This window comes from Pseudoxanthomonas sp. 22568 (assembly GCF_052044485.1).
Classification (GTDB): Bacteria; Pseudomonadota; Gammaproteobacteria; order Xanthomonadales; family Xanthomonadaceae; genus Pseudoxanthomonas_A; species Pseudoxanthomonas_A beigongshangi.
Genome location: NZ_JBQENC010000014.1, coordinates 91,524 through 112,058 on the forward strand (window position 1 = coordinate 91,524; position 20,535 = coordinate 112,058).

15 protein-coding genes are annotated in these 20,535 nt (G+C 68.3%); 10 read left to right on the forward strand and 5 right to left on the reverse strand.

The genetic code is table 11. The features are described 5' to 3' along the window. Positions 1 to 51 precede the first annotated feature (51 nt). From recD to ACTJI2_RS16560, 4 genes are all read right to left on the reverse strand, one after another. Positions 52 to 2,115 (reverse strand): exodeoxyribonuclease V subunit alpha, encoded by a 2,064-nt coding sequence (gene recD / locus ACTJI2_RS16545; RefSeq protein ID WP_440842765.1) that lies wholly within the window; start codon positions 2,113 to 2,115, stop codon positions 52 to 54. Next, positions 2,112 to 5,813, reverse strand: a complete 3,702-nt coding sequence (gene recB, locus ACTJI2_RS16550) for an exodeoxyribonuclease V subunit beta (RefSeq protein WP_440842766.1) — start codon at positions 5,811 to 5,813, stop codon at positions 2,112 to 2,114. The genes recD and recB overlap by 4 nt, the downstream gene beginning before the upstream one ends. Next, complete coding sequence (gene recC / locus ACTJI2_RS16555) at positions 5,810 to 9,142, reverse strand: exodeoxyribonuclease V subunit gamma (protein WP_440842767.1); 3,333 nt, start codon at positions 9,140 to 9,142, stop codon at positions 5,810 to 5,812. Before recC ends, recB begins: the two co-directional genes overlap by 4 nt. A gap of 277 nt (positions 9,143 to 9,419) precedes the next feature. Next, positions 9,420 to 10,199 (reverse strand): hypothetical protein, encoded by a 780-nt coding sequence (locus tag ACTJI2_RS16560; protein WP_440842768.1) that lies wholly within the window; start codon positions 10,197 to 10,199, stop codon positions 9,420 to 9,422. Positions 10,200 to 10,740: 541 nt separating this feature from the next. Between ACTJI2_RS16560 and ACTJI2_RS16565 the strand changes: the two genes are divergently transcribed. The 7 genes from ACTJI2_RS16565 to ACTJI2_RS16595 all read left to right on the forward strand — a co-directional run bounded on the left by ACTJI2_RS16565 (position 10,741) and on the right by ACTJI2_RS16595 (position 15,983). Beyond that, entirely contained in the window at positions 10,741 to 11,166 is a 426-nt protein-coding gene (locus tag ACTJI2_RS16565; protein WP_440842769.1) for a hypothetical protein, read from the forward strand. A gap of 487 nt (positions 11,167 to 11,653) precedes the next feature. After that, a complete protein-coding gene (locus ACTJI2_RS16570) occupies positions 11,654 to 12,445 on the forward strand; it encodes an ABC transporter ATP-binding protein (RefSeq protein ID WP_440842770.1) in 792 nt (263 codons plus the stop codon). Positions 12,446 to 12,671: 226 nt separating this feature from the next. Further along, a complete protein-coding gene (locus ACTJI2_RS16575) occupies positions 12,672 to 13,424 on the forward strand; it encodes an MlaE family lipid ABC transporter permease subunit (protein ID WP_141454892.1) in 753 nt (250 codons plus the stop codon). A 4-nt stretch (positions 13,425 to 13,428) separates the two neighbouring features. Next, entirely contained in the window at positions 13,429 to 13,962 is a 534-nt protein-coding gene (gene mlaD / locus ACTJI2_RS16580) for an outer membrane lipid asymmetry maintenance protein MlaD (RefSeq protein ID WP_318288119.1), read from the forward strand. A gap of 8 nt (positions 13,963 to 13,970) precedes the next feature. After that, the gene (locus ACTJI2_RS16585; protein WP_318288118.1) at positions 13,971 to 14,630 is read left to right on the forward strand and encodes an MlaC/ttg2D family ABC transporter substrate-binding protein; all 660 of its coding nucleotides are present in this window, start codon (positions 13,971 to 13,973) and stop codon (positions 14,628 to 14,630) included. Continuing rightward, a complete protein-coding gene (locus tag ACTJI2_RS16590; protein WP_440842771.1) occupies positions 14,605 to 14,913 on the forward strand; it encodes an STAS domain-containing protein in 309 nt (102 codons plus the stop codon). The genes ACTJI2_RS16585 and ACTJI2_RS16590 overlap by 26 nt, the downstream gene beginning before the upstream one ends. A 32-nt stretch (positions 14,914 to 14,945) precedes the next feature. After that, positions 14,946 to 15,983, forward strand: coding sequence for an MlaA family lipoprotein (locus tag ACTJI2_RS16595; protein WP_440842772.1), 1,038 nt, complete (start codon positions 14,946 to 14,948; stop codon positions 15,981 to 15,983). A gap of 233 nt (positions 15,984 to 16,216) precedes the next feature. Here the strand turns inward: ACTJI2_RS16595 and rmuC are convergent, their stop codons facing one another. Continuing rightward, positions 16,217 to 17,566, reverse strand: coding sequence for a DNA recombination protein RmuC (rmuC, locus tag ACTJI2_RS16600; protein WP_192198251.1), 1,350 nt, complete (start codon positions 17,564 to 17,566; stop codon positions 16,217 to 16,219). A 113-nt stretch (positions 17,567 to 17,679) separates the two neighbouring features. Between rmuC and leuE the strand changes: the two genes are divergently transcribed. From leuE to ACTJI2_RS16615, 3 genes are all read left to right on the forward strand, one after another. Further along, positions 17,680 to 18,315: a leucine efflux protein LeuE gene (gene leuE, locus ACTJI2_RS16605; RefSeq protein WP_440842773.1), complete on the forward strand. Its 636-nt coding sequence runs from the start codon at positions 17,680 to 17,682 to the stop codon at positions 18,313 to 18,315. A gap of 10 nt (positions 18,316 to 18,325) precedes the next feature. After that, entirely contained in the window at positions 18,326 to 18,679 is a 354-nt protein-coding gene (locus ACTJI2_RS16610; protein ID WP_440842774.1) for a DUF488 domain-containing protein, read from the forward strand. A gap of 347 nt (positions 18,680 to 19,026) precedes the next feature. After that, the gene (locus ACTJI2_RS16615; protein ID WP_440842775.1) at positions 19,027 to 20,448 is read left to right on the forward strand and encodes an amino acid permease; all 1,422 of its coding nucleotides are present in this window, start codon (positions 19,027 to 19,029) and stop codon (positions 20,446 to 20,448) included. The last annotated feature ends 87 nt before the right edge of the window (positions 20,449 to 20,535 follow it).

Below are 20,535 nucleotides of genomic sequence, written 5' to 3' on the forward strand. Positions count from 1 at the left end.
TGCGGACTGCATGGCAAGGATGCCATCCGGGCAAGCCGGTGACAGCCCCGATCAAGTCGAAGCCAACCGCCACCCCAACCCCGACCACCGGCTCGCGTGCCTCGCCAGTGCTTCGCGGATAACCGCTTCGCCACCGGCCACGTGCAGTTCGCGGCGGGCGCGGGTGAGTCCGGTGTAGATCAGTTCGCGCGAGAGCACGCGGTTGGTGCGGGCGGGGAGCAGCAGCCAGACGGTGTCGAATTCCGAGCCCTGGGCCTTGTGCACGGTCATGGCGAAAGCGGATTCGTGCGCGGGCAGGGCGGCGGGATGGAAGGCGCGTGGCTGGGCCGGGTCGTCGCCGGGGAACCAGGCGGCGAGCGCGCCCTGTTCGTCCCTCAGGCAGATGCCGATATCGCCATTGAACAGGCGGTGGCGGTAGCTGTTCTCGGTGACGATGAGCAGTTGGCCGTGGAAGTGGCCCTGCCCGGCGGCGCGGGGCAGGCCGGCGCCCTGGCTTTCCAGCAGCAGGCGTTCGATGCGCGCATTGAGCGTGCGCGCGCCCTGCGGGCCTTCGCGCACGGCGGTGAGGATGCGCAGGCGGCTGGAGAGTGCCAGCGCCTGTGCGGGCGTGGTCGCGGTCGCCAACGCTTGCCAGTGGGCGAGCAAGGCATCCTGCTGGGTTTGCAGCGGGTCGGCGAGGTTTTCGTGGAAGTGGACGCTGGACAGTTCGCCGGCGCGCAGCAGGGCGAGCGTGGTGTCGGCGTCACCTGCGCGCACGGCGTCGGCGAGGGGAGCGAGTTGCAGCGACTCGCTCTGGCGCCAGCCACGCTGGAGATGGACGCGGATGCCGGAAAAGGTTTCCTGCGTGCCCGGGTGCGGGTCGCTGCCTTCGCCGGGACGATGGGCGATCCCGTCGATGGCGGCGGCGAGGATGGCGGACAGGACGTCGCCCGCCTCCACCGAGGGCAGCTGATCCGGATCGCCCAGCAGCGCCAGCCGTGAACCGCCGGGGATGGCGTCGACCAGCTTGGCCATCAGTGGCAGATCGACCATGGAGGCTTCGTCCACGACCACGACGTCGAACGGCAAGGGATGATCGGCGTCGTGGCGGAAGCGCGGCGAGTCGGGAATCGTGCCGAGCAGGCGATGCAGGGTGGTGCCGGTGGTGGGCAATGCGGAAAGCAGATCGCCGTCGATGCCGGCGGCGGCCAGTGCCTGGATGGCATGGCGCACGCTTTCGGCCATGCGCTCGGCGGCGCGTCCGGTCGGCGCGGCCAGGGCGATGCGCGGCGGCGGGTGGCCGACATCGCGCGCCTGTGCCGCGAGCAGCACCAGCAGGCGCGCGGTGGTGGTGGTCTTGCCGGTGCCGGGGCCGCCGGTGACGAGCAGGAGGCTGTGATGGAGGGCGAGGGTGGCGGCCAGTGCCTGGTGATCGATGGTCGTGTTGCCCCCATCCGCCCTTCGGGCACCTTCCCCCGCAGGCGCGGTAAGGGGTTTGTTGGGTTCAGCACCGAATTGCTCCTCCGCGAATAGAGGAAGTGTCTGATTCTTCTCTACCTTGAGCCCTTCCCCCGCGTGCGGGGAGTGAGGAGCATCCGTTTGCGCGGCACTGCCGCGCGGATGATCCGAACGCCCGGCGTGCTGCGCCGGGCCGGGCCGGGCTGGGATGGGGGCACCCGGAAACAGCCGAACAAACAACGCATCAAGCGCGGACACTTCTCCCGCATCAACTCGATGCGCCGCGAGACGCCGCAGACCCTCCGCCAGTTGGCGTTCGTATTCGCGATAACGACGCAGGTAGAGCAGTCCCCGCTCCAGCACCAGCGGCGCATGCGGATCGGAAACAGCAACCGGATCATCCGGGGTAGCAACCCAGCGCGACGCCGCCAGTTGCGAAGCCCACGTGTCCGCTGCCGGCCAAGCGATATCGGCATCCGTCTCCAGCAGTGCCTGCGGCTGCGCGAGCAATAGCCCGGCATGGCCCTTGGAGACGGCGAGCGAGGCGAGCGCGGTGGCGGCGAGGACGTCGTCGGGAGTATCGCGATCGAGACGGCGCAGGCTCTGGGCGAGCGCGTGATCGAGGGTGCGCAGGTGGCCGGCTTGCCAAAGGTTGGCGAGGAGGTTGTGGGTGTTCATGCGCGATTACCTTGGCGGTTGCCCCCACCCCGGCCCTCCCCCGCTTGCGGGGGAGGGGGCAGATCGCGGGACGATGGAACGGAGCCGGCGAACAAGGCATCGAGTGCATGGACGAGTTCGGGGGCGAAGCGTTGGGCGTGGACGCCGGGCGAGGGATCCCGGGTGAGATCCATGCCGCGGCAGAACAGGTAGCGCACGCCGCCGAAGTCGCGTGCATAGTCATAGGCCTCGCCCAGCCGGAAACGCAGCCACCGGTGCAGGGCCAGCGTGTAGATCAGCGCCTGCAGGTCGTATTCGCTGTGCGCCATCGCCTGCTGCATCGACGCGGCGTCGTAGCCGGGCAACTGGTTGGACTTGTAGTCCAGCACGTACCAGCGTCCGTCCTGGCAATAGGTCAGATCGATCAGGCCGGTCATCAGGCCTTCCAGCCGCTGGCGCAGGCCGAACGCGTGCCGCTGGCGCAGCACGCCATGCTCGTGCAGCAACGCGAGCAGCGCGGTGACCGGCGTGGAGGTCATGGCGAAATGGAATTCGATTTCCGCGCGGCGCATGTCCGGCGGCAGGTCGGCCAGGCGACCGCCTTCGGGCATCACCGTGCCCAGGGTATGGCCGATCAGCGGCACCAGCACGGCGAGGCCGTCGGCGACATCGGCTTCGGCATAGCCACCCGCGCGCAGGGCGTCGGCGATGATTCGGTCCTGTCCGGCGGGCGCATCGTCGCCGGGTCGCCAGTCGCGCCAGGCAGCGAAGTCGGCGTCTTCCAGCGCGGCGTGCATGACCACGCCGAAGTGGCTGCCGGCGAAACGCGGATCGGCGGTGAAGACGGAAGCGGCGGTTTCGGCGCCGGATTCGTCGACGTCGGCCACGCGGGTTTCGTCCTCGCCGCCGGGGTCAGCCTGGGTGGCGGCGGCAAGCGGGTCGGCGCCGGATTCGGCGTGGGCGAGCTGGGTGAAGCTGTAGACCCACCAGTCGGCGGCGATACGGCGGCGGGCGACGCGCGCGGGCGCCACGCCTGCGTCGTGTTCGGCGGGCAGGCGCGGCGGCGGCGGTTCGGCCGGGCCTTCGACGATGCGGACATCGGCGTGCCCGCGCAGCGATTCGGCGCCGGCCAGCAGCGGCGCGAGGCGACTCCTGGCGAAGTCGGTGATGTCGCCCGCCGCGATCCACAGCGCATGCTCGGCGCGGGTGAGGCCGACATAGAGCAGGCGTGCGTCCTCGGCCTGGCCATCGCCGGAAGCCGCGTCGCCGGCGGCCTTCCACGCCGGATCCTCCTTGTCGATGCGCCAGCGCAACACGCGGCGGCCGCCTTCGTGCAGCACGCGGTAGCGGCCACTGTCCGGACGGCGCGTGCCGATGCCGGTGAAGGGCAGATAGACCAGCGGGTACTCCAGGCCCTTGCTCTTGTGCAGGGTGACGATCTGCACGCGGAGCGCGTCCGATTCCAGTCGCAGCAGCTGGGTCTCGTCGTCGGGATCGGCGTTGGCAATGCGCGCCTGTAGCCAGTCAAGCAGGCCGTGCAGGCCGAGCGTGTGCGCGGCGGCTTCCTGCAACTGTTCGCCCAACTGCAGGTAGTTGGTCATGCGGCGCTCGCCGTCGATCAGGCCAAGCAGGCGTTCGGCCTGTTCGGCGCACAGATCGGACACCAGCGCGAACGGACCGCTGCGCTGCCAGCGCTCGCGCCAGTGCAGCAGGCGGGCCTGGTGGTGCCGCTGCGCGTCGCCTTCGGTTTCCAGCGCGGCGATCGCGTGGGCGTCCTCACCCAGCAGCACGGTGGACAACGCGGCACGCAGGCGACCGCTGTCGGCCGGTTGCAGCAGCGCCAGCAGCAGGGTGCGCAGTTCACCGGCTTCGGTGGTCTCGAACAGGCTCTGCTTGCCGGCGGCGACGGCGGGCACGCCGGCGCGGGCGAGCGCCTGCTGCATGCGGGTGGCGTCGCGGTGGTTGCGCACCAGCACGGCGATGTCGCCGGGACGCACCGGACGGCCGTCGAGCAGCGCGCGGCCTTCGCGCGCGTCGTTCAATACGCGATGGATCTCGGCCACGCAGGCGGCGGTGGCGGCGTCGCGCGAGCCGTCGGCGCCGAGCGGCTGGCCATCCGCCTGACGCAGCAGGCGCAGGGTCAACGCGGGCGCCGGTTCGCCATCGCGCAGATAGTCGGCGTCACCGCGCTTGCCGCCGGCATGCACGGGTTCGAACTGGATGCCGGGATGGAGAAAGGCGTCCTGCCCCGCCTCCCGCGCGCCGTCGTACAGCGCCTGGACGGCGCGCAGCACGCCGGGGCGCGAGCGGAAGTTGTGATCCAGCCGCGGCGCCTCGTCGGCTTCGCCACGCGCGAGCAGGTAGGTGGCCACGTCGCCGCCGCGGAAACCGTAGATGGCCTGCTTGGGATCGCCAATCAGGAATAGCGCCGGTACGTCGCCGATCGCGCGCACCTCGTCCGAGTCGCCGAACACCCGCGCGAAGATCCGCCATTGGCGCTCGTCGGTGTCCTGGAATTCATCCACCAGCGCGACCCGGTACTGCGCGCGCAACCGCGCCACCAGCGCCTGCCGGTGCGGACCTTCCAGCGCTTCGGCGACGCCTTCGATCAGATCGTCGTAGGTGCGCACGCGGCGCAGCCGCTTGAGCGCATCCAGGCGCTGGCGCGCCTCGGCGCGCAGGTGGTGCAGCAGGGCCGTGCGTTGCAGCAGTTGCACCCGCTGCCAGGCCGTATCGGCTTCGCACCAATCGCGCAAGGCGTCGAACAGCGGCGATGCCGGCGCGCCGGCACCCTGCCCTTCCTTGCAGAAGCCGGCCAACGCGTCCGGCAACAGCTTCTGCACGTGGGTCTTGTCAGTGCGTGGCCAGTCGCCCAGCCGCGTGCCCGCCTGGAGTTCCTCGAACGCCTTGTCGAAGCTCGGCCGCCGCGCGCGCCGGCCATCGAACACCTTGTTGTCGAACGCCGCGGCGATCGCCGCGCGCGCATCGGCCTGATGGTTGGCGATGGCCTCGATCAGATTCGCGGCACGGGCCGCGCGCACGGCCTGTGTTTCAGCCTGCGCCCGCGGATCGGTATCGGACGGCACCTGCGGATACAGCGGCAACGGTCCGCATAGCGCCGGCAAGTCCCCCGCCAGCGCGTCCGGTCCGTTCCACAGGCCCATCAGCGCGTCGGCGTCCGCCGGATCGGCCGCGTGCATGCGCCACAGATCCGCGGCCACCTCGGCATACAGGTCGCGCGCGTTGCCAAGCAGTTCGAACGCGTCGAAGCCCTGCCCGGTTTCCAGCGCGTGCTCGCGCAGCACGCGTGCGCAGAAACCGTGGATGGTGAAGATCGCGGCCAGATCGGTTTCCTCCGCCGCGATGCGCAGGCGGCGGGACAACTGGTCGGGAGTTTCCTCGCCGCGTTCGAGCTGGCGCTGGAGAATGCCGCGGGTCAGCGCGGCCTCGTGGCTGTCGTCGTTGCCGGCGAGCGTGCCGACGAGGCCGGCGGCCAGCGACAGGCGTTCGCGGATGCGCTTGCGCAGTTCCTGGGTGGCGGCCTCGGTGTAGGTCACCGCCAGCACCTGGCCCATGCGCAGGCGCTGTTCGACGATCAGGCGGGTGAACAGGGTGGCGAGCGTGTAGGTCTTGCCGGTGCCGGCGCTGGCTTCGATCAGCTGCACGCCATCGAGCGCGCGGGTCAGGTAGGCATTGGCCGCAGGCATGGTCGCGCTCATGCGGCGTCTCCTTCGCCGACGTCGCGATCGCGCGCATGGCCGCGCCGCACGAGGTCGTAGATCACCAGGCTGGTGTCTTCCAGCTGGCGGTAGTCGGCTTCGTTGGCGAACGGGTCCCGACCGCGCAGTGCGAGCCGGATCGCCTCGCCCTCCCCTTCGGGCCAGCCGCCGTTGCCGTCGCCGTGCCAGCGCTTCCAGGCGACGCCGCGACGCTTCTCCGGATCGGCGTTCCAGATGTCCCAGCCGGTATAGGGCGCGAACCACAGCGGTTCGCGCAGGCCCCGGGCGTGCAGGGAAAGCAGTTGCCGCAGCGCATCGCGCGCCTGTGCCTCGTCCGGCGCGTCGATCACGTACGGACCCGGACCATCGCCGCCGTCATGGAACTGCACCAGCGGCAGTCGCGCGCCGGCCGCGTTGGCGAGCAGCCAATCCAGGCCCCAGCGCAGCGCGGCGTTGCCATTGATCGGGTCCGCGCGCATCCGCACCAGTCCGCGCGGATGCACGTCGGCGACGCGACCGTGCAGCTGCACATCGTCAATGCGGACTTCATAGCGCTCGGAGGCGACGACGTCGTTCGCCAGCCAGTCGCGGCGCGCCTGCGCGAACGGACGGATTTCCGCGAGCAGGGTTTCGAACTGGCGTTCGCCCAGCGCGCCGGAAGGCAGCAGCGCGCGGGCACGCAGGCGGGCGCGCAGGCCGGACTCCTCGCCGGCGTCGAGCGCCTCGATCACCGCCTGTTGCAGGGCGGCGCGCTCCAGCCCGCGGCCGGGCAGCACCAGCGGTTCGACATCCTCGGCCTGTTCGATCGGCTCCGGCAGCCGCAAACCCAGCCGCTGGGCGAGGAACTGGCCCTGCGGATCGGCGAAGAAACGACGCAGCGTGTCCAGCGACAATTCGGTGGCGGGCGTGTCCAGTGCCGGCAGCGGGCCGGCCAGCCACGGCGACAACGCGGCGCGCACGCCGCCCAGACGATCCGCGGCCGGACGCCATTGCGCGCGATAACTGAAGCGGCGTGGTTCGTCGCCACCGAACGCCGCCGGCGCGAACGGCTGCAAGGGATGCTGCACCACCAGCGCTTTCCGCGCGGCCGGATCGGCGTGGTACGCCGCCGCCGCGTCCAGCAGTTCGCTGACCAGCACCGAAGGCTCGCGGGCGCTGCCGTCGCGCGGATCCGCGCCCTGGTAGCTGAGGTAGAACACATCCTGCGCGGCCGCGAACAGTTGCAGGAACAGATAGCGATCGTCCTCACGGGTGGAGCGGTCGCCATGCCGGCGGCGCTCGGTGCCCAGTTCGGCGGTGAGGCGGTTGAGGCCGGCGGCCGGATCCCGGTGCGGGAACTCGCCGTCGTTCATGCCGAGCAGGCAGGTCACCCGGAATGGCAACAGCCGCATCGGCACCATCCGGCCCACGCTGATGCCGCCGGTGAGCAGCGGCGCGCGGGTGTCGGCTTCCGAGAGCAGTTCGGTGAAGTGCGCGCGCACCACTTCCGCCGGCACCTCGGCGTCGTGGCCGGCGGCCTCGGCGTCGCGGGCGAAGCGATCAATCAGCGTGCGCAGGCGATCCAGCGCGCGTTGCGCGCGCGGCGCAGCCGGGCGCTCCGGCAGCAGCGCGTCGAGCAGGCGCAACAGGCGTTCGCGCCACTGCGCGGGCGCCAGCGCCTGGCCCAGGTCGCGGCGCTGGCGGGCCAGTTCGCGCAGCAGGCGGATCAGGGTGTCGAGCGCATCGAGCGCGCCGCCTTCCAGCTCCGTCCACGGCGCGACCCCGGCGATCTCGTCCGCGGCGCCGCTGGCGTGGCCCAGCAACAGCCGATCCAGCGCGAACTGCCAGGTGTAGGCGTCGTCGGCGGGCGCAGCGGACGCGGCGCGGTGCGCGGCGTCCAGGCCCCAGCGCGCGCCGGCCGCGCGCAGCCAGCCATGCAGGCGCTCGATGGCGTCGGTGTCCAGCCCGGCGGCCTCGGCCACCGGCGCGCTGGCCAGAAGATCGAGGATCTCGTCCAGGCCGAAGCGCGAGATCGGCAGCGCCAGCAGCCGCAGGAAGACCTCGGCCAGCGGTTCGCTGGCCAGCGGACTGGTGTCGGCCAGCGCCCACGGCAGCGCGTCGGCGTGGCCTTCACCGCCGAATACCGCGTCAAGGTAGGGCACGTAGGGATCGATGTCCGGCGCCAGCACCGCGATCTCGCGCGGCTGCAGCGGCGGATCGAATCGTTTGTCGTCCAGCAGCGCGCGCAGTTGGTCATGCAGTACCTGCACTTCCCGCAGGCGGGTGTGGCAGGCGTGGATCTGCAGGCCGGGATCCTGGCGATCCACCTGCCCGCGCGGCGGACCGGATGGCGCGGGACGACGATGGAACAGATCCCGCTGCATGCGGTGCAGCAGGCTGTCGGACAGACCGCCCTCGGCCAGGGTGGGCGCGGGGTCCTGTTCGGGATCGGCATAGGCGGCGATTTCGCCGGCCGGATGCACCACTTCGTAACTGCCGAGCACGGCCATGAAATCGCGACCGGCCGCGCCCCAGGCCTGCAACAGCGGGTTCTCGCCGGCTTGCCCGGCAAAGGGATCGGCCACGCCCGCGCGCAGGCGTTCGCCCAGTGTCTGCAGATCGCCCCAATACGCCTGGGTGGGCGTGGGCAGATAGAAATGCAGGGTGCCGGCGCGCGCCTGGGTGGCGACCACGCGCAGCACGTCGGGCGAGATGTTGAGGGTGGCGAAGGCGAACAGGCGCCCCGGCAAGCCGGCCGGCAGCGCCGAGTCGGGGCCGGCGAAGCGATCGAGATATTGCTGGATGCGGCGCGCGCGATGTTCGCGCCCGGCGGCGATGTGCCGCCACAGCAGCGCCTGCGGATCTTCCGGATCGGCGCCGGCTTCCCAACGCAGCAGCCAGTCGCGGCGCCAGGCCTGGTACTTCTCGAACACGCCGGCCAGCTCGCCGGCCAGCGCCCATGGCTTCACCGGGTCGCCGCCGGCCAGATAGGCGCGCAGCGCCGCCAGCGCGGGCCGCGCCAGCAGCGCCGGATCGGTCAGCGCCGCGTACAGGCGCCAGCGCAGGCCGGCCGCGTCCAGATCCTCGCCTTCGCCGGGCACGTTGGCGGCCAGCGCGCGGGCGACGAACTCGCCGGGAGTCAGGAATTCCAGGTTCGCCGCCACCCCGTGTTCGGCCGCCAGCGTGGCCTGCAACCAGCGCCGCATCGCCACCTGCGGAATCAGCACCAGCTCCGGCGCCAGCAGCGGCTGTCCGGGTACCGGCCGGCGCAGTTCGGCCGCCAACAGGCCCGCCAGCACGTCCAGGGAATTGGAGTGGTAGAGGCGGAAGTCGGGGGGCGATCCTTGCATCACTCCATTGTGCCGCAGAGCGGCCCTGGAACGGAGTCGCCGGACTCATGAAGTGGGTGGAGACACTGCACAGAGCTCAAGGCGTCCAATCACCGGGCGCCTGATCAGATTGCCCGCATTGTTCGAACTGACTTCCGTCGGAGCCTACGCCGAAGATGCTTCAGTATCTTGTGTCAGCGATTCTCGGGGTCCTGCAAAACCCCACGAATCGCCCGCTGCCTAGCAACGGACGATTCATGGGCCAGAATGGTCATCAATGTTGGTCACTCGGCGCGCTTCACTTGAGGCCCACCGCGGTAGCCGCGCCGTCTGTCATGTTGCTGTTGACCTGATTGTTTCCATAAGACTGGACCTGGCCGCCGCTGAGAGCGAGAAGGCCAGTTCCATTGTTACCCGTTACAACGGAACTACCTATTCTGGCTATGGCATTGGCACCTGCCGCCCGCAGGCCGTCACCCAGGTTGTTGACGGAGGTCACTCGATTCAGCATCGCGCGGATCGGCCCGCCTGCATTCACGAAAACGCCATGGGATGAAGAGCCAGCTGCGGTCGTATCTGTAATGGTGGCGTTGATAGTGCCCGAAGTACCGGCTGAGTCGAGACGCAGTCCAACGCTGTTATTCGACAGCACGGAGTTCGTGATGGTGACGCGCGCGCCACCCGAACCCGTAGGCGCGATGTTGAGCCCGGCGCCGGTCGTTCCTGCGCCATTTCCGGTTATGCTCGAGTTGAGGATATGAACCTCGACCACTAGCGATGTGTTGTTGACAAGGATGCCATTTCCATTGGGCGCAGCCGCACTGAAATCACGGATGACGCAGTCATCGACGATAAGTGATGCCCCTTGGAGGAAACGAATCCCGTTCAGGCCTGGTGAGGTTGTCGGACTTCCATCGATATCCAGCCCACGGAGCACGACATCAATGCCCGCGCCATTGATGGTGACGCCAGTAGTACTGGAAGCCAAGGCCGAGCCTTCCACATGCTTGCAGGAAATCGTGATTGATTTCGTGATCGTCACGGCACCAAATCCGCCGGGATCGATGCAATTGATCATGCCGCCCGCTGCCGTCTTGGAAATCGCGCCAGCCCATGTCTTGCAGGGCGCGGTACGGCTACAGGGATTGACATCGTCTCCGACGCCAGACACCCATGTTCGGGTTGCCTGTGCGAACGCGCTCCCGCTGGTAAGCAGGAGCAATACCGATATGAGCAACAGATAGCACAATGCTGGTTTCTTAGAGCCCATGATAGTTCCCCTAGTACCTGAAGTCAGTGTTGGGACTTGCCTTACACATGCCGTTGCCAAACGTCCCATCTCGGGTGAAGCCCGTCTGGAGTTCCTTGGTGCCGACTACGCATGTTCCCCTTGGGCCAGGCCACCAAGCAGAGTTGTTGGTGTGATTCGGATGCTCGCCCTGGCCGCCCTTTTAACATACCTGTGAACGTAAAAAGCGCACATGTATCGCCGTGTGCGCCAACCGTCCGTCGGATTCATCGCGCACGCTCTGGCGTGAAAAACAGGCACATGCAGAAAAGGCGACTTGGGGCATGGCAGGACAGACTATGATCACGGCTGATCCACACGGGGAACTGAAATGAATTACGGATTACGGGTGGTAGCCGGATTCCTGTTGGCCGCGATGACTGCGGCATGCACCCCCAACAATGCCTCCGAAGAATCCGAGGCCACGCCACCTGCGGAAGAAATGGCAGCGGCTCCCGTTGCAGTCCAGCCGGCGCCGCCCTCATTGCCTGCCCCCGCACCTGGTACGTCCTCGGGAAGCATGGTTGTATACGCCTGCGACGACAGTAGCGGTCTCACGGTGACCTACGACAAACACAACGCTCTGGTGAAACTGCCTTCCGGGTCGACGATGTTGACTCGTGCCGAATCTGCTTCCAACGGCTTCGACGAAGCTTATATCGGCGAGGAGTTGTCGCTGTATCGCAGCGGTGATGCTGTCCAGTTGCAGTCCTCTGGTACATTCCGCAACTGTTCCAGACTGGCCACTGGTGGATAGGGACCGCTGCAGGGTTGATCGCTTCTTTATTTCCTTACGCGTTCGCGGCACGTCCTGATCCGCAGTCGAAGTACCGCTTTCTGATGAGGTTCCGTTCCCCTCCTCGAAGGGTCAGGTACTTGCCACGTGGTTCTTCCAGGTCAGGCTGAACAGCGGGCACCAGGCACCTGATTAAGGTTACCCGGGAAGCGACACACCCGATGCTCCCTCCGTGGACGTGCTCTTTTTCCAGGAGCGCTCGCTCGGAGCAAGCCACTTGCGCTGGACAGGCGCTCGAGCGCCCCGCACCGCCGCGCGACATCGTAACGGTCGGCCCAACCGGCCACGGTTTCGTTCGTCATGAAGAATACCGGGACGGTGTTTCCCACCGATTCGGCTCCGTCGGCCTTGGTTTCCGGCACAATACCTGTACCGGTCAGTTCGGTTTTGTTCAGCCGCCAGCCGCGAAGCTTCCTCGTTGCTTTTCCGTTAAGCGCCTGCCCCCGCCATGACATCCGCCGACACACCCGCCGTGCGCCTGTCCGATGTCCGCCTCGATCGCGGCGGACGCGCCATCCTGCGCGACATCGCGCTGACGGTGCCGCGCGGCAGCATCACCGCCGTGCTCGGTCCCAGCGGCAGCGGCAAGTCCACCCTGCTGGCTGCGCTGACCGGCGAACTGCCACCGGCCGCGGGCCAGGTGGAAGTATTCGGTCAGGCTGTGCCGCGCCGCAGCCACGCGCTGCTGGAGATGCGCAAGGGTATCGGCGTGCTGTTGCAGGGCAATGGCCTGCTGACCGATCTGACCGTGGCCGAGAACGTGGCGCTGCCGCTGCGCACCCACACCCGGCTGGCCGCGCCGCTGGTCCGGCGCCTGGTCGAGTTCAAGTTGAACGCGGTCGGCCTGCGCGCCGCCGCCGATCTGTATCCGCGCGAACTGTCCGGCGGCATGGCCCGCCGGGTCGCGCTGGCGCGCGCCCTGGCGCTGGATCCGCCGCTGATGATCTACGACGAACCGCTGACCGGACTGGATCCGATCGCCAGCGGCGTGATCATGAGCCTGATCCAGCGCCTCAACGACACCCTGGGACTGACCAGCATCATCGTCACCCACCACGTCCACGAAACCCTGCCGATCGCCGACCAGGCGCTGGTGATCGCCAACGGCGGCCTGGTGTTCACCGGCACGCCGGCCGAACTGGAGAACACCGGCGACCCGCTGGTGCGCCAGTTCCTGCGCGGCGAACCGGATGGCCCGATCGCGTTCGATGCGGTCAAGCGCGTGGGGGAAGCCGCTTGAAGCCGGGAATCGGGAATCGGGAATCGGGAATCGAAGCCGGCTTCGCGCACGGCCGGCTTGCCGCACTCATAAATAGCCCCCTCCCCCGCGACGCGGGGGAGGGTTGGGGTGGGGGCAGGGATGAAGACGTATTCGTCCAGGTTCCTGCATTTGCCCCCATCCGCCCTTCGGGCACCTTCCCCCGCACGCGGGGGAAGGGACTGCTGCCTAAGGGAGGGATCCACTGATGCCGTTCGTCGCCGCCACCCGTTCGCTTGGCCGCGCGGGGCTGTTCTCGCTGTCGGTGTTCCGCGCCTCGGCGCCGACCCGCGACTTCCTCGCCGAGCTGACCCGCGAGATCTACAAGATCGGCGGTCGCTCGTTGCCGATCATCGCGGTCGGCGGCGCGTTCGTGGGGCTGGTGCTGACCCTGCAGGGCTATCGCACCCTGACCACGTTCGGCGCCTCCGACGCGCTGTCGACGCTGCTGGGCCTGTCGCTGTACCGCGAACTGGGTCCGGTGCTGACCGCGCTGCTGTTCATCGGCCGCGCCGGCAGTTCGATTGCCGCCGAGCTGGGCCTGATGCGCGCCACCGATCAGATCAAGGCGCTGGAGCTGATGGCCATCGATCCGGTCGCCAAGGCGGTCGCGCCGCGCTTCTGGGCGGCGGTGCTGACCGTGCCGCTGCTGACCGGTTTCTTCTGCAGCCTGGCGATCAGCGCCAGCTACTTCGAAGCCGTGCACGTGCTGGGCCTGGACAACGGCACGTTCTGGTCCGCGTTGCAGAACAGCGTGGATTTCTGGGACGACTTCGGCGTGGCGCTGCTGAAGTCGGCGGTGTTCGGCGGCACCAGCGCGCTGGTCGCGGCCTACGTGGGCTACCACGCCGAACCGACCATCGAGGGCACCTCGGTGGCGACCACCCGCGCGGTGGTGAACGCCTCGCTGCTGGTGCTGATGTTCAATTTCGTCCTTTCCGCCCTGCTTTTCCGGAGTTGATGCCATGGCTGTCCGTGGACCCCGTCTCGAATTCGCCGTCGGCGCCTTCCTGCTGCTGGCCCTGGCCTCGCTGCTGGTGCTGGCGATCGCCTCCACCAACAAGCGCTTCGGCATCGGTGGCGGCAGCTACGAGCTGAAGGCGCGCTTCACCAACCTGGGCCAGCTGCGCAAACAGGCGCCGGTCAAGATCGGCGGCGTGGTGGTCGGCCAGGTGGCCGACATTCAGCTGGATCCGGTCAAGTTCGAGTCCATCGTCACCCTGTCCCTGGATACCAAGTTCAAGGATCTGCCCGCCGATACCTCCGCCGGCATCTTCACCAGCGGCCTGCTGGGTGAGAACTACGTCGGCCTGTCGCCCGGCGGCGATCCGGAAGTACTGAAGCCCGGCGAGGAAATCGCCTTCACCCAACCGGCCGTGGATCTGTTGCAGCTGGCCGGCAAATACATGTTCAGCGGCGGCGGCAGCGCCGGCAGCAGCACACCCGGCGAAGAAGCCGCTCCGCCCGCACAACCGACGGAAGAACAAACCCAGCCATGAAAACGATCATGAAACGTTCCCTCCTGCCGTTCGCCCTGGCCACCGCGCTGCTCGCAGGCGTGCCGGTGCTCGCCAGCGCGCAGACCGCCACCGCCCAGGCCGCGCCGAGTTCGGCCAGCCAGGTGGTGCTGACCAACAGCTCGCGCATCATCGGCACGCTGGAAAAGCGCCGTGCCGAGTTCAAGGCCAACCCGGCCACCCTGCGCCAGTACATCTCCGGCGAGTTCAACAACCTGTTCGACCGCGACTACGCGGCCCGGCTGGTGCTGGGCATCCACGGACGCGGCGCCAGCGACGCCGACGTCAAGACTTTCGCCGACGCGCTCGGCGACAGCCTGATGACCCGTTACGGTTCGGCGCTGCTCGACTTCAATACCCAGCTAAAGGTGCGGGTGAAGTCCGAGTCCGCCCTGCCCGGCGGACGCGGCGTGAAGGTCGCCAGCGAGATGCTGCGCCCGGACGGCGAGCCGATTCCGGTGGATTACCTGCTGCGCCAGGCGGGCGGCAAGTGGAAGGTGTTCGACGTGATGGTGGAGGGCGTCTCGTTCGTGCAGACGTTCAAGACCCAGTTCGACACCCCACTGCGGCAGAAATCGATCAGCCAGGTCGCCGCCGACCTGCGTGCCGGCAAGTTGCAGACCAATGCCAGCGCCAGCGGCAAGAAGTGACGCCGGCGTCGCCCGCGAGGGCGACGCGCTGGTGTTCCGCGGTGCGCTGGATCGCGCCGCGGCGGTCGCACTGTGGCCGCAACTGGCCAAGGCCACCGGCGTGCAACGCATCGTCCTGACCAATGTCACTACCGTGGATAGCGCCGGCTTGGCATTGTTGGCCGAACTGGCCGCGCGGGTACGCGCGTCCGGCGGCGTGCCGGCCATCGAAGGCCAGCCTGCCGGCTTCACCGAACTGTGTGCCGCGTACCGCCTGACGCCGGGACTGGAGTTTCCGGCCTGACCCTCTCCCCCCCGAGATTCCAAGGAAACGGGATGAACACCTTCCGACTCTGCACCGTGCTCCTGTTCGCCGCGCTGGCCACGGCCTGCGCGTCGGCGCCGAAGACGGCTTCCGCTCCGGATCCCACCGCCGACGCCACCGTGATCGACGGCGGCGCACCGGTGGCCGCCGCCGAAGCCGCGCCTTCGTCCTCGACCGAAATCGCACCGGATCCCGGCGCCACGGTTCCGCCGGTGGAAGTGCCGGCCACCGCCGCGACCACCGATGCCGATGCGCCGGCCACCAGTGCCGAAGACGACTTCGCCGCCATCTACGGCGGTGCGGTGGCCGACCCCACCCTGCCCGCCGCGGTATCGTCGCCGGCGGTGTACGACCCGTGGGAGAAGTTCAACCGCAAGGTGCACCGCTTCAACAACGCGGTGGATCGCGCGGTCGCGCGCCCGCTGGCCCGCGCCTATTCCAACGTCGTGCCGCGGCCGATGCGACTGGGCGTGAGCAATTTCTTCGACAACCTGACCCAGCCGCTGGCCGCCATCAACCACCTGTTGCAGGGCCGCCCCAAGTACGCCGGCCAGGCGCTGGGCCGGTTCCTGTTGAACTCCACGCTGGGCATCGGCGGCATCTTCGATCCGGCTTCCGACGCGAAGCTGCCCCGCCGCAGCGAGGATTTCGGCCAGACCCTGGGCGTCTGGGGCTGGAAGAAGTCACGCTACGTGGAACTGCCGTTCTTCGGCCCGCGCACCGTGCGCGACGTGTTCGGCCTGGCTGGCGACATTCCGCTCAGTCCGGTGCGCTACATCGAGGACGACAAGACCCGCATCTTCCTGCAGGGCCTGAACCTGGTGGACACCCGCGCCCAGCTGCTGTCGCTGGACAGCCTGCGCGAAGGCGCGGTCGACGACTACACCCTGGTCCGCGATTCGTGGATGCAGCGCCGCGCCTACCAGATCGAGGGCACCCGCTCGCAGGATCAGGACCAGTCGCTGCCGGACTACCTCAACGACGAGGATCCGGATCCGACCGTTCCGGCCAATGCCATGCCGATGCCACAGCTCACTCCGGGCGACTGATCGTCCGCTTTGCGAATCGTGGGAGCGGCGTCAGTCGCGAATCGGAGACCCAGGAAAAGCCGGCGCAAAGCGCCGGTTTTTTCTTGTCTGGCTCCTTTCAGGTTTACCGATAATCCCGAGCGATTCCGGTTCGTACCTTGTAGGAGCGACGTAAGTCGCGACAGACCCATCGTTCGACAGGCGAAAAGGTCGCGACTTACGTCGCTCCTACAACGCTCGGTTTCAGGGCGACGCTATTCCGCCTCGTCGGCGCCGAGCAGCTTCTGGCTGTCCTCGCCGGGCAGGGCTTCGACGTTGCGCAGCTGGCGCTCGATGGCGCGGGTGCGCACGCCGGCGGCCTTGATGCTGTTCTGCACGGTGTCGAGCTGGCTGTGGGCCTTCTCCAGCACGGTGGCGAACTTGCCGAACTCGGTCTTCACCGCGCCCAGCAGGTGGCGGACCTCGCTGGAGCGCTGTTCGATGGCCAGGGTGCGGAAACCCATCTGCAGGCTGTTGAGCAGCGCCGCGAGCGTGGTCGGGCCGGCCACCACGATGCGGTGTTCGCGCTGCAAGGTATCGACCAGGCCGGGCCGGCGGATCGCTTCCGCATAGAGGCCCTCGGTGGCCAGGAACATCACCGCGAAATCGGTGGTGTGCGGCGGCACCACGTACTTTTCGTTGATTGACTTGGCCTGCACCTTGATCGCGCGTTCGAGCTGCGCGCCCGCGCCGCGCATCGCTTCGGTGTCGCCGCGTTCCTGCGCGTCCAGCAGGCGCTCGAAATCCTCGCGCGGGAACTTGGCGTCGATCGGCAGCCACACCGGCGCCTGATCCTCCCCGCGCCCGGGCAGGCGGATGGCGAAGTCGACCGCTTCGCTGCTTTCGGGACGAACCCGCACGCCGCGCGCGAACTGCTCGCCGGTCAGCACCTGTTCGAGCAGGTTTTCCAGCTGCACTTCGCCCCAGCCGCCGCGATCCTTGACGTTGTTCAGCACGCGCTTGAGGTCACCCACGCCGGTGGCCAACTGCTGCATTTCGCCCAGCCCGCGCTGCACCTGCTCCAGCCGCTCGGACACCAGCTTGAACGAGGCACCCAGCCGCGCTTCCAGGGTGGTCTGCAGTTTTTCGTCCACCGTCTGCCGCATCTGCTCCAGCTTGGCGGTGTTGTCGGCCTGCAATTCCTTCAGTCGCGCTTCCAGGGTGGTGCGCATCTCGCCGATGCGCAGCTCGTTGCGCTGGGTCAGTTCGGCCAGCCGCTGGCCCAGAGTGTCGGCGAAACGCTGCTGCGATTCGGCCGCTTCCAGCCGGCCTTTGCGGGCATCCTCGTTCAGTGCCTCGCGCAGGACGTCCAATCGCTGGTCGGTGCGGGTGCTCAGGTCGGCCAGGCTGCGGCCGAAGCCCTCGATGCGGATTTCCTGCTGGCGCGACAACCCTTCCAGCTGCTCGCGCAGCTCGCCGCGCCCGTCGCGCTGCTCGTCGCGCAGCGCGCGCTCCAGTACGCCGCCCAGACGGTCCTCGGGTCGGCGCAGCAGCAACACGACCAACAACACGACGGCCGCGGCGGCGAGGATCAGGAGCAGGACAAGCAGGGTCTGGGTATCCATGGCGGACAGTGTAGCCGGGCGCGTCTCAGTCCTTGATACCAACGTCGCGGCAAACCGTCGGCGCACGCGCATGACAGGCCCGATTTTCGGGCGCAGAATCCGAGTCCCCCTGATTGAAACGAATCGTCATGCAGTGGATGGGCATCCAGGATCTCGGCACCTTCGTGGCGGCCGTGATCGTCTTCCTCGCCATTCCCGGTCCGGGCACGTTTTCGTTGCTGACGGCCACCGGCAAGGGCGGCCTGCGCGCCGGTTACGCGACCCTGGCCGGACTGGCGCTGGGCGATCAGATCCTGATGTGGCTGGCGGTGATCGGCGTGGCCGCGCTGCTGAAGGCCAATCCGGTGCTGTTCGGGCTGGTGAAGTACGCCGGCGCCGCCTATCTGATCTGGATTGGCGTGCAACTGCTGTGGCAGCGTGGCGAAGGCGCGGGTGGTCCGGTGCGGATGGAAGCCGGGCGCTATTTCCGCCAGGGCATCCTGGTCACCCTGCTGAATCCGAAGGCCATCATCTTCTACATGGCATTCTTCCCGCTGTTCATCGATCCGGCCCACCACCAGGGCCTGGCGACCTTCGCCACGATGGCGGCGTTGATCGCGGTGATCACGCTGCTGTACTGCTCGCTGCTGATCCTGGCCGGCCACGCGATGAGCCAGCGGGTGCGCCAGCAGCCGCGCCTGCGACGCTGGCTGCAATCGCTGGCGGGCGTTTTCCTGGTTGGTTTCGGCGTGCGGCTGGGCACCGGTTGAGGAGACTCCCATGGACCTGCGGATCAAGCGTGCCTACGAACCCGCCGCGCGGGCGGACGGCAAGCGGATCCTGGTCGACCGGCTGTGGCCGCGCGGGGTGTCGAAGGAGAAGCTGGACGCGGAGTGGATGAAGGCGGCGGCGCCCAGCACCGAATTGCGTACCTGGTACGGGCATGAGCCATCGCGCTGGGATGGATTCCGGGAGCGTTACTTCGCCGAACTGGACGCCCAGCCCGAAGCATTGGCACCGCTGCGCGAGGCTTTGAAGCACGGTCGGGTGACCCTGGTCTACGGCGCGCGCGACCCCGAGCACAACCAGGCCGTGGCGCTGGCGGAGTATCTGAAGAAGCATCATGGGCGGTAGGGTTTCGGCGCCCCGGGGCAGAAGCAAATCCCCCTCGGTCCCCCTTTTTCAAAGGGGGAAGAGAAGCGGGTTCCCAGGTCTGGGCATCGTCTGGATGCCCCCTTTTAAAAAGAGGGCGGGCGGCCGCTTCAGCGGTCGACGGGGGATTGACCCGCCATTCGGCGGTTGAGAAGCGCTTGCTTTTCGCGCCAGCATCCAGCGCTCTTCGGCAACCGTAAACCCGGACACCGGTGGTGCGCTGCCGATTGCCACCGAGGCGGCCGGCCTTTAGCCTGCACGCGCCTCGACCCTATTGCCGTCGAGCCCTGCCCGGCCTGCCGGGTCCCTTCCGTATTCAAGGACACTCCATGCAGACCTGGCTCCGGCGCAAGTCCATCGATCGCGTCACCGTGCACGAGGAGGGCCGCCGGCTGGTGCCCACGCTGAGCTGGCCTCATCTGGTGGCGCTGGGCATCGGCGCGATCGTCGGTACCGGCATCTACACCCTGATCGGGGTGGGCGCGAACCTGGCCGGTCCCGCCGTGCTGCTGTCGTTCGTGGTCGCCGGCGTGGTCTGCGCCTGCGCGGCGCTGGCCTATGCCGAGATGGCGACGCTGATGCCGGCCGCCGGCAGCGCCTATACCTACAGCTACACCGTGCTGGGCGAATCCATCGCCTGGGTGGTCGGCTGGAGCCTGATCCTGGAGTACTCGCTGGTGGTCAGCACGGTGGCGGTGGGCTGGTCGGGCTACGCGGTCGGCTTCCTGAAAGGCATGGGCGTGGATTTGCCGACCCTGCTGACCGTAGGTCCGCACGCCGGCGGCCTGATCAACCTGCCGGCGGTGCTGATCACTTTCGTGGTGGCCGGCCTGCTGATTGCCGGCACCCGCGAGAGCGCCACCCTCAACGCCATCCTGGTGGTGGTGAAGGTGATCGCGCTGGCGGTGTTCGTCGCCATCGCGTTGCCGCAGTTCGATGCGGCCCACCTGGAACCCTTCATGCCCTACGGCTTCGTCAAGTCGATGGGCGCGGACGGCGTCGAGCGCGGGGTGATGGCCGCGGCGGCGATCATCTTCTTCGCCTTCTACGGCTTCGATGCGATCTCCACCGCCGCGGAGGAAACCAAAAATCCCGGTCGCGATCTTTCGATCGGCATCGTCGGCTCGATGATTGGCTGCACCCTGATCTACATCGTGGTCGCCGCCGCCGCGGTCGGCGCGATGAGCTACACCGTGTTCGGCCAGAGCCCGGAGCCGCTGGCGCTGATCCTGCGCGAACTCGGCCAGGGCACCGCCGCCAAGGTCATCGCCGGCGCCGCCGTGGTCGCCCTGCCGACCGTGCTGCTGGCGTTCCTGTACGGCCAGAGCCGCATCTTCTTCGTGATGTCGCGTGACGGCCTGCTGCCGCGTGGCCTGTCCAAGGTCAACCCTCGCACCGGCACGCCGGTGGCGATCACCGTGTTCACCGCGATCCTGGTGGCCGCGCTGGCCGGGGTGGCGCGCCTGGACGAAATCGCCGCGCTGGCCAACGCCGGCACGCTGGCGGCATTCATCGCGGTGGCGGTGTGCCTGCTGGTGCTGCGCAAGCGCGATCCCAACCGTCCACGCGTGTTCCGCACGCCGGCCGCCTGGCTGGTCGGCCCGCTGGCGATCGGCGGCTGCCTGTATCTGTTCTGGAGCCTGCCGCGCACCACCCAGCTGTGGTTCCTGGCCTGGAACGCGATCGGCGTGGTGGTCTACCTGCTGTACAGCCGTCGCAGCAGCCTGTTGGCCAAGGGCAGCGACGCGTAAGCCTCGCCGCCGGCAACATGCCGGGAAGAAGCGGGCTTCGGCCCGCTTTTTTCATGCGCGATGGCGACTGTACGCAGGCGAACGGAA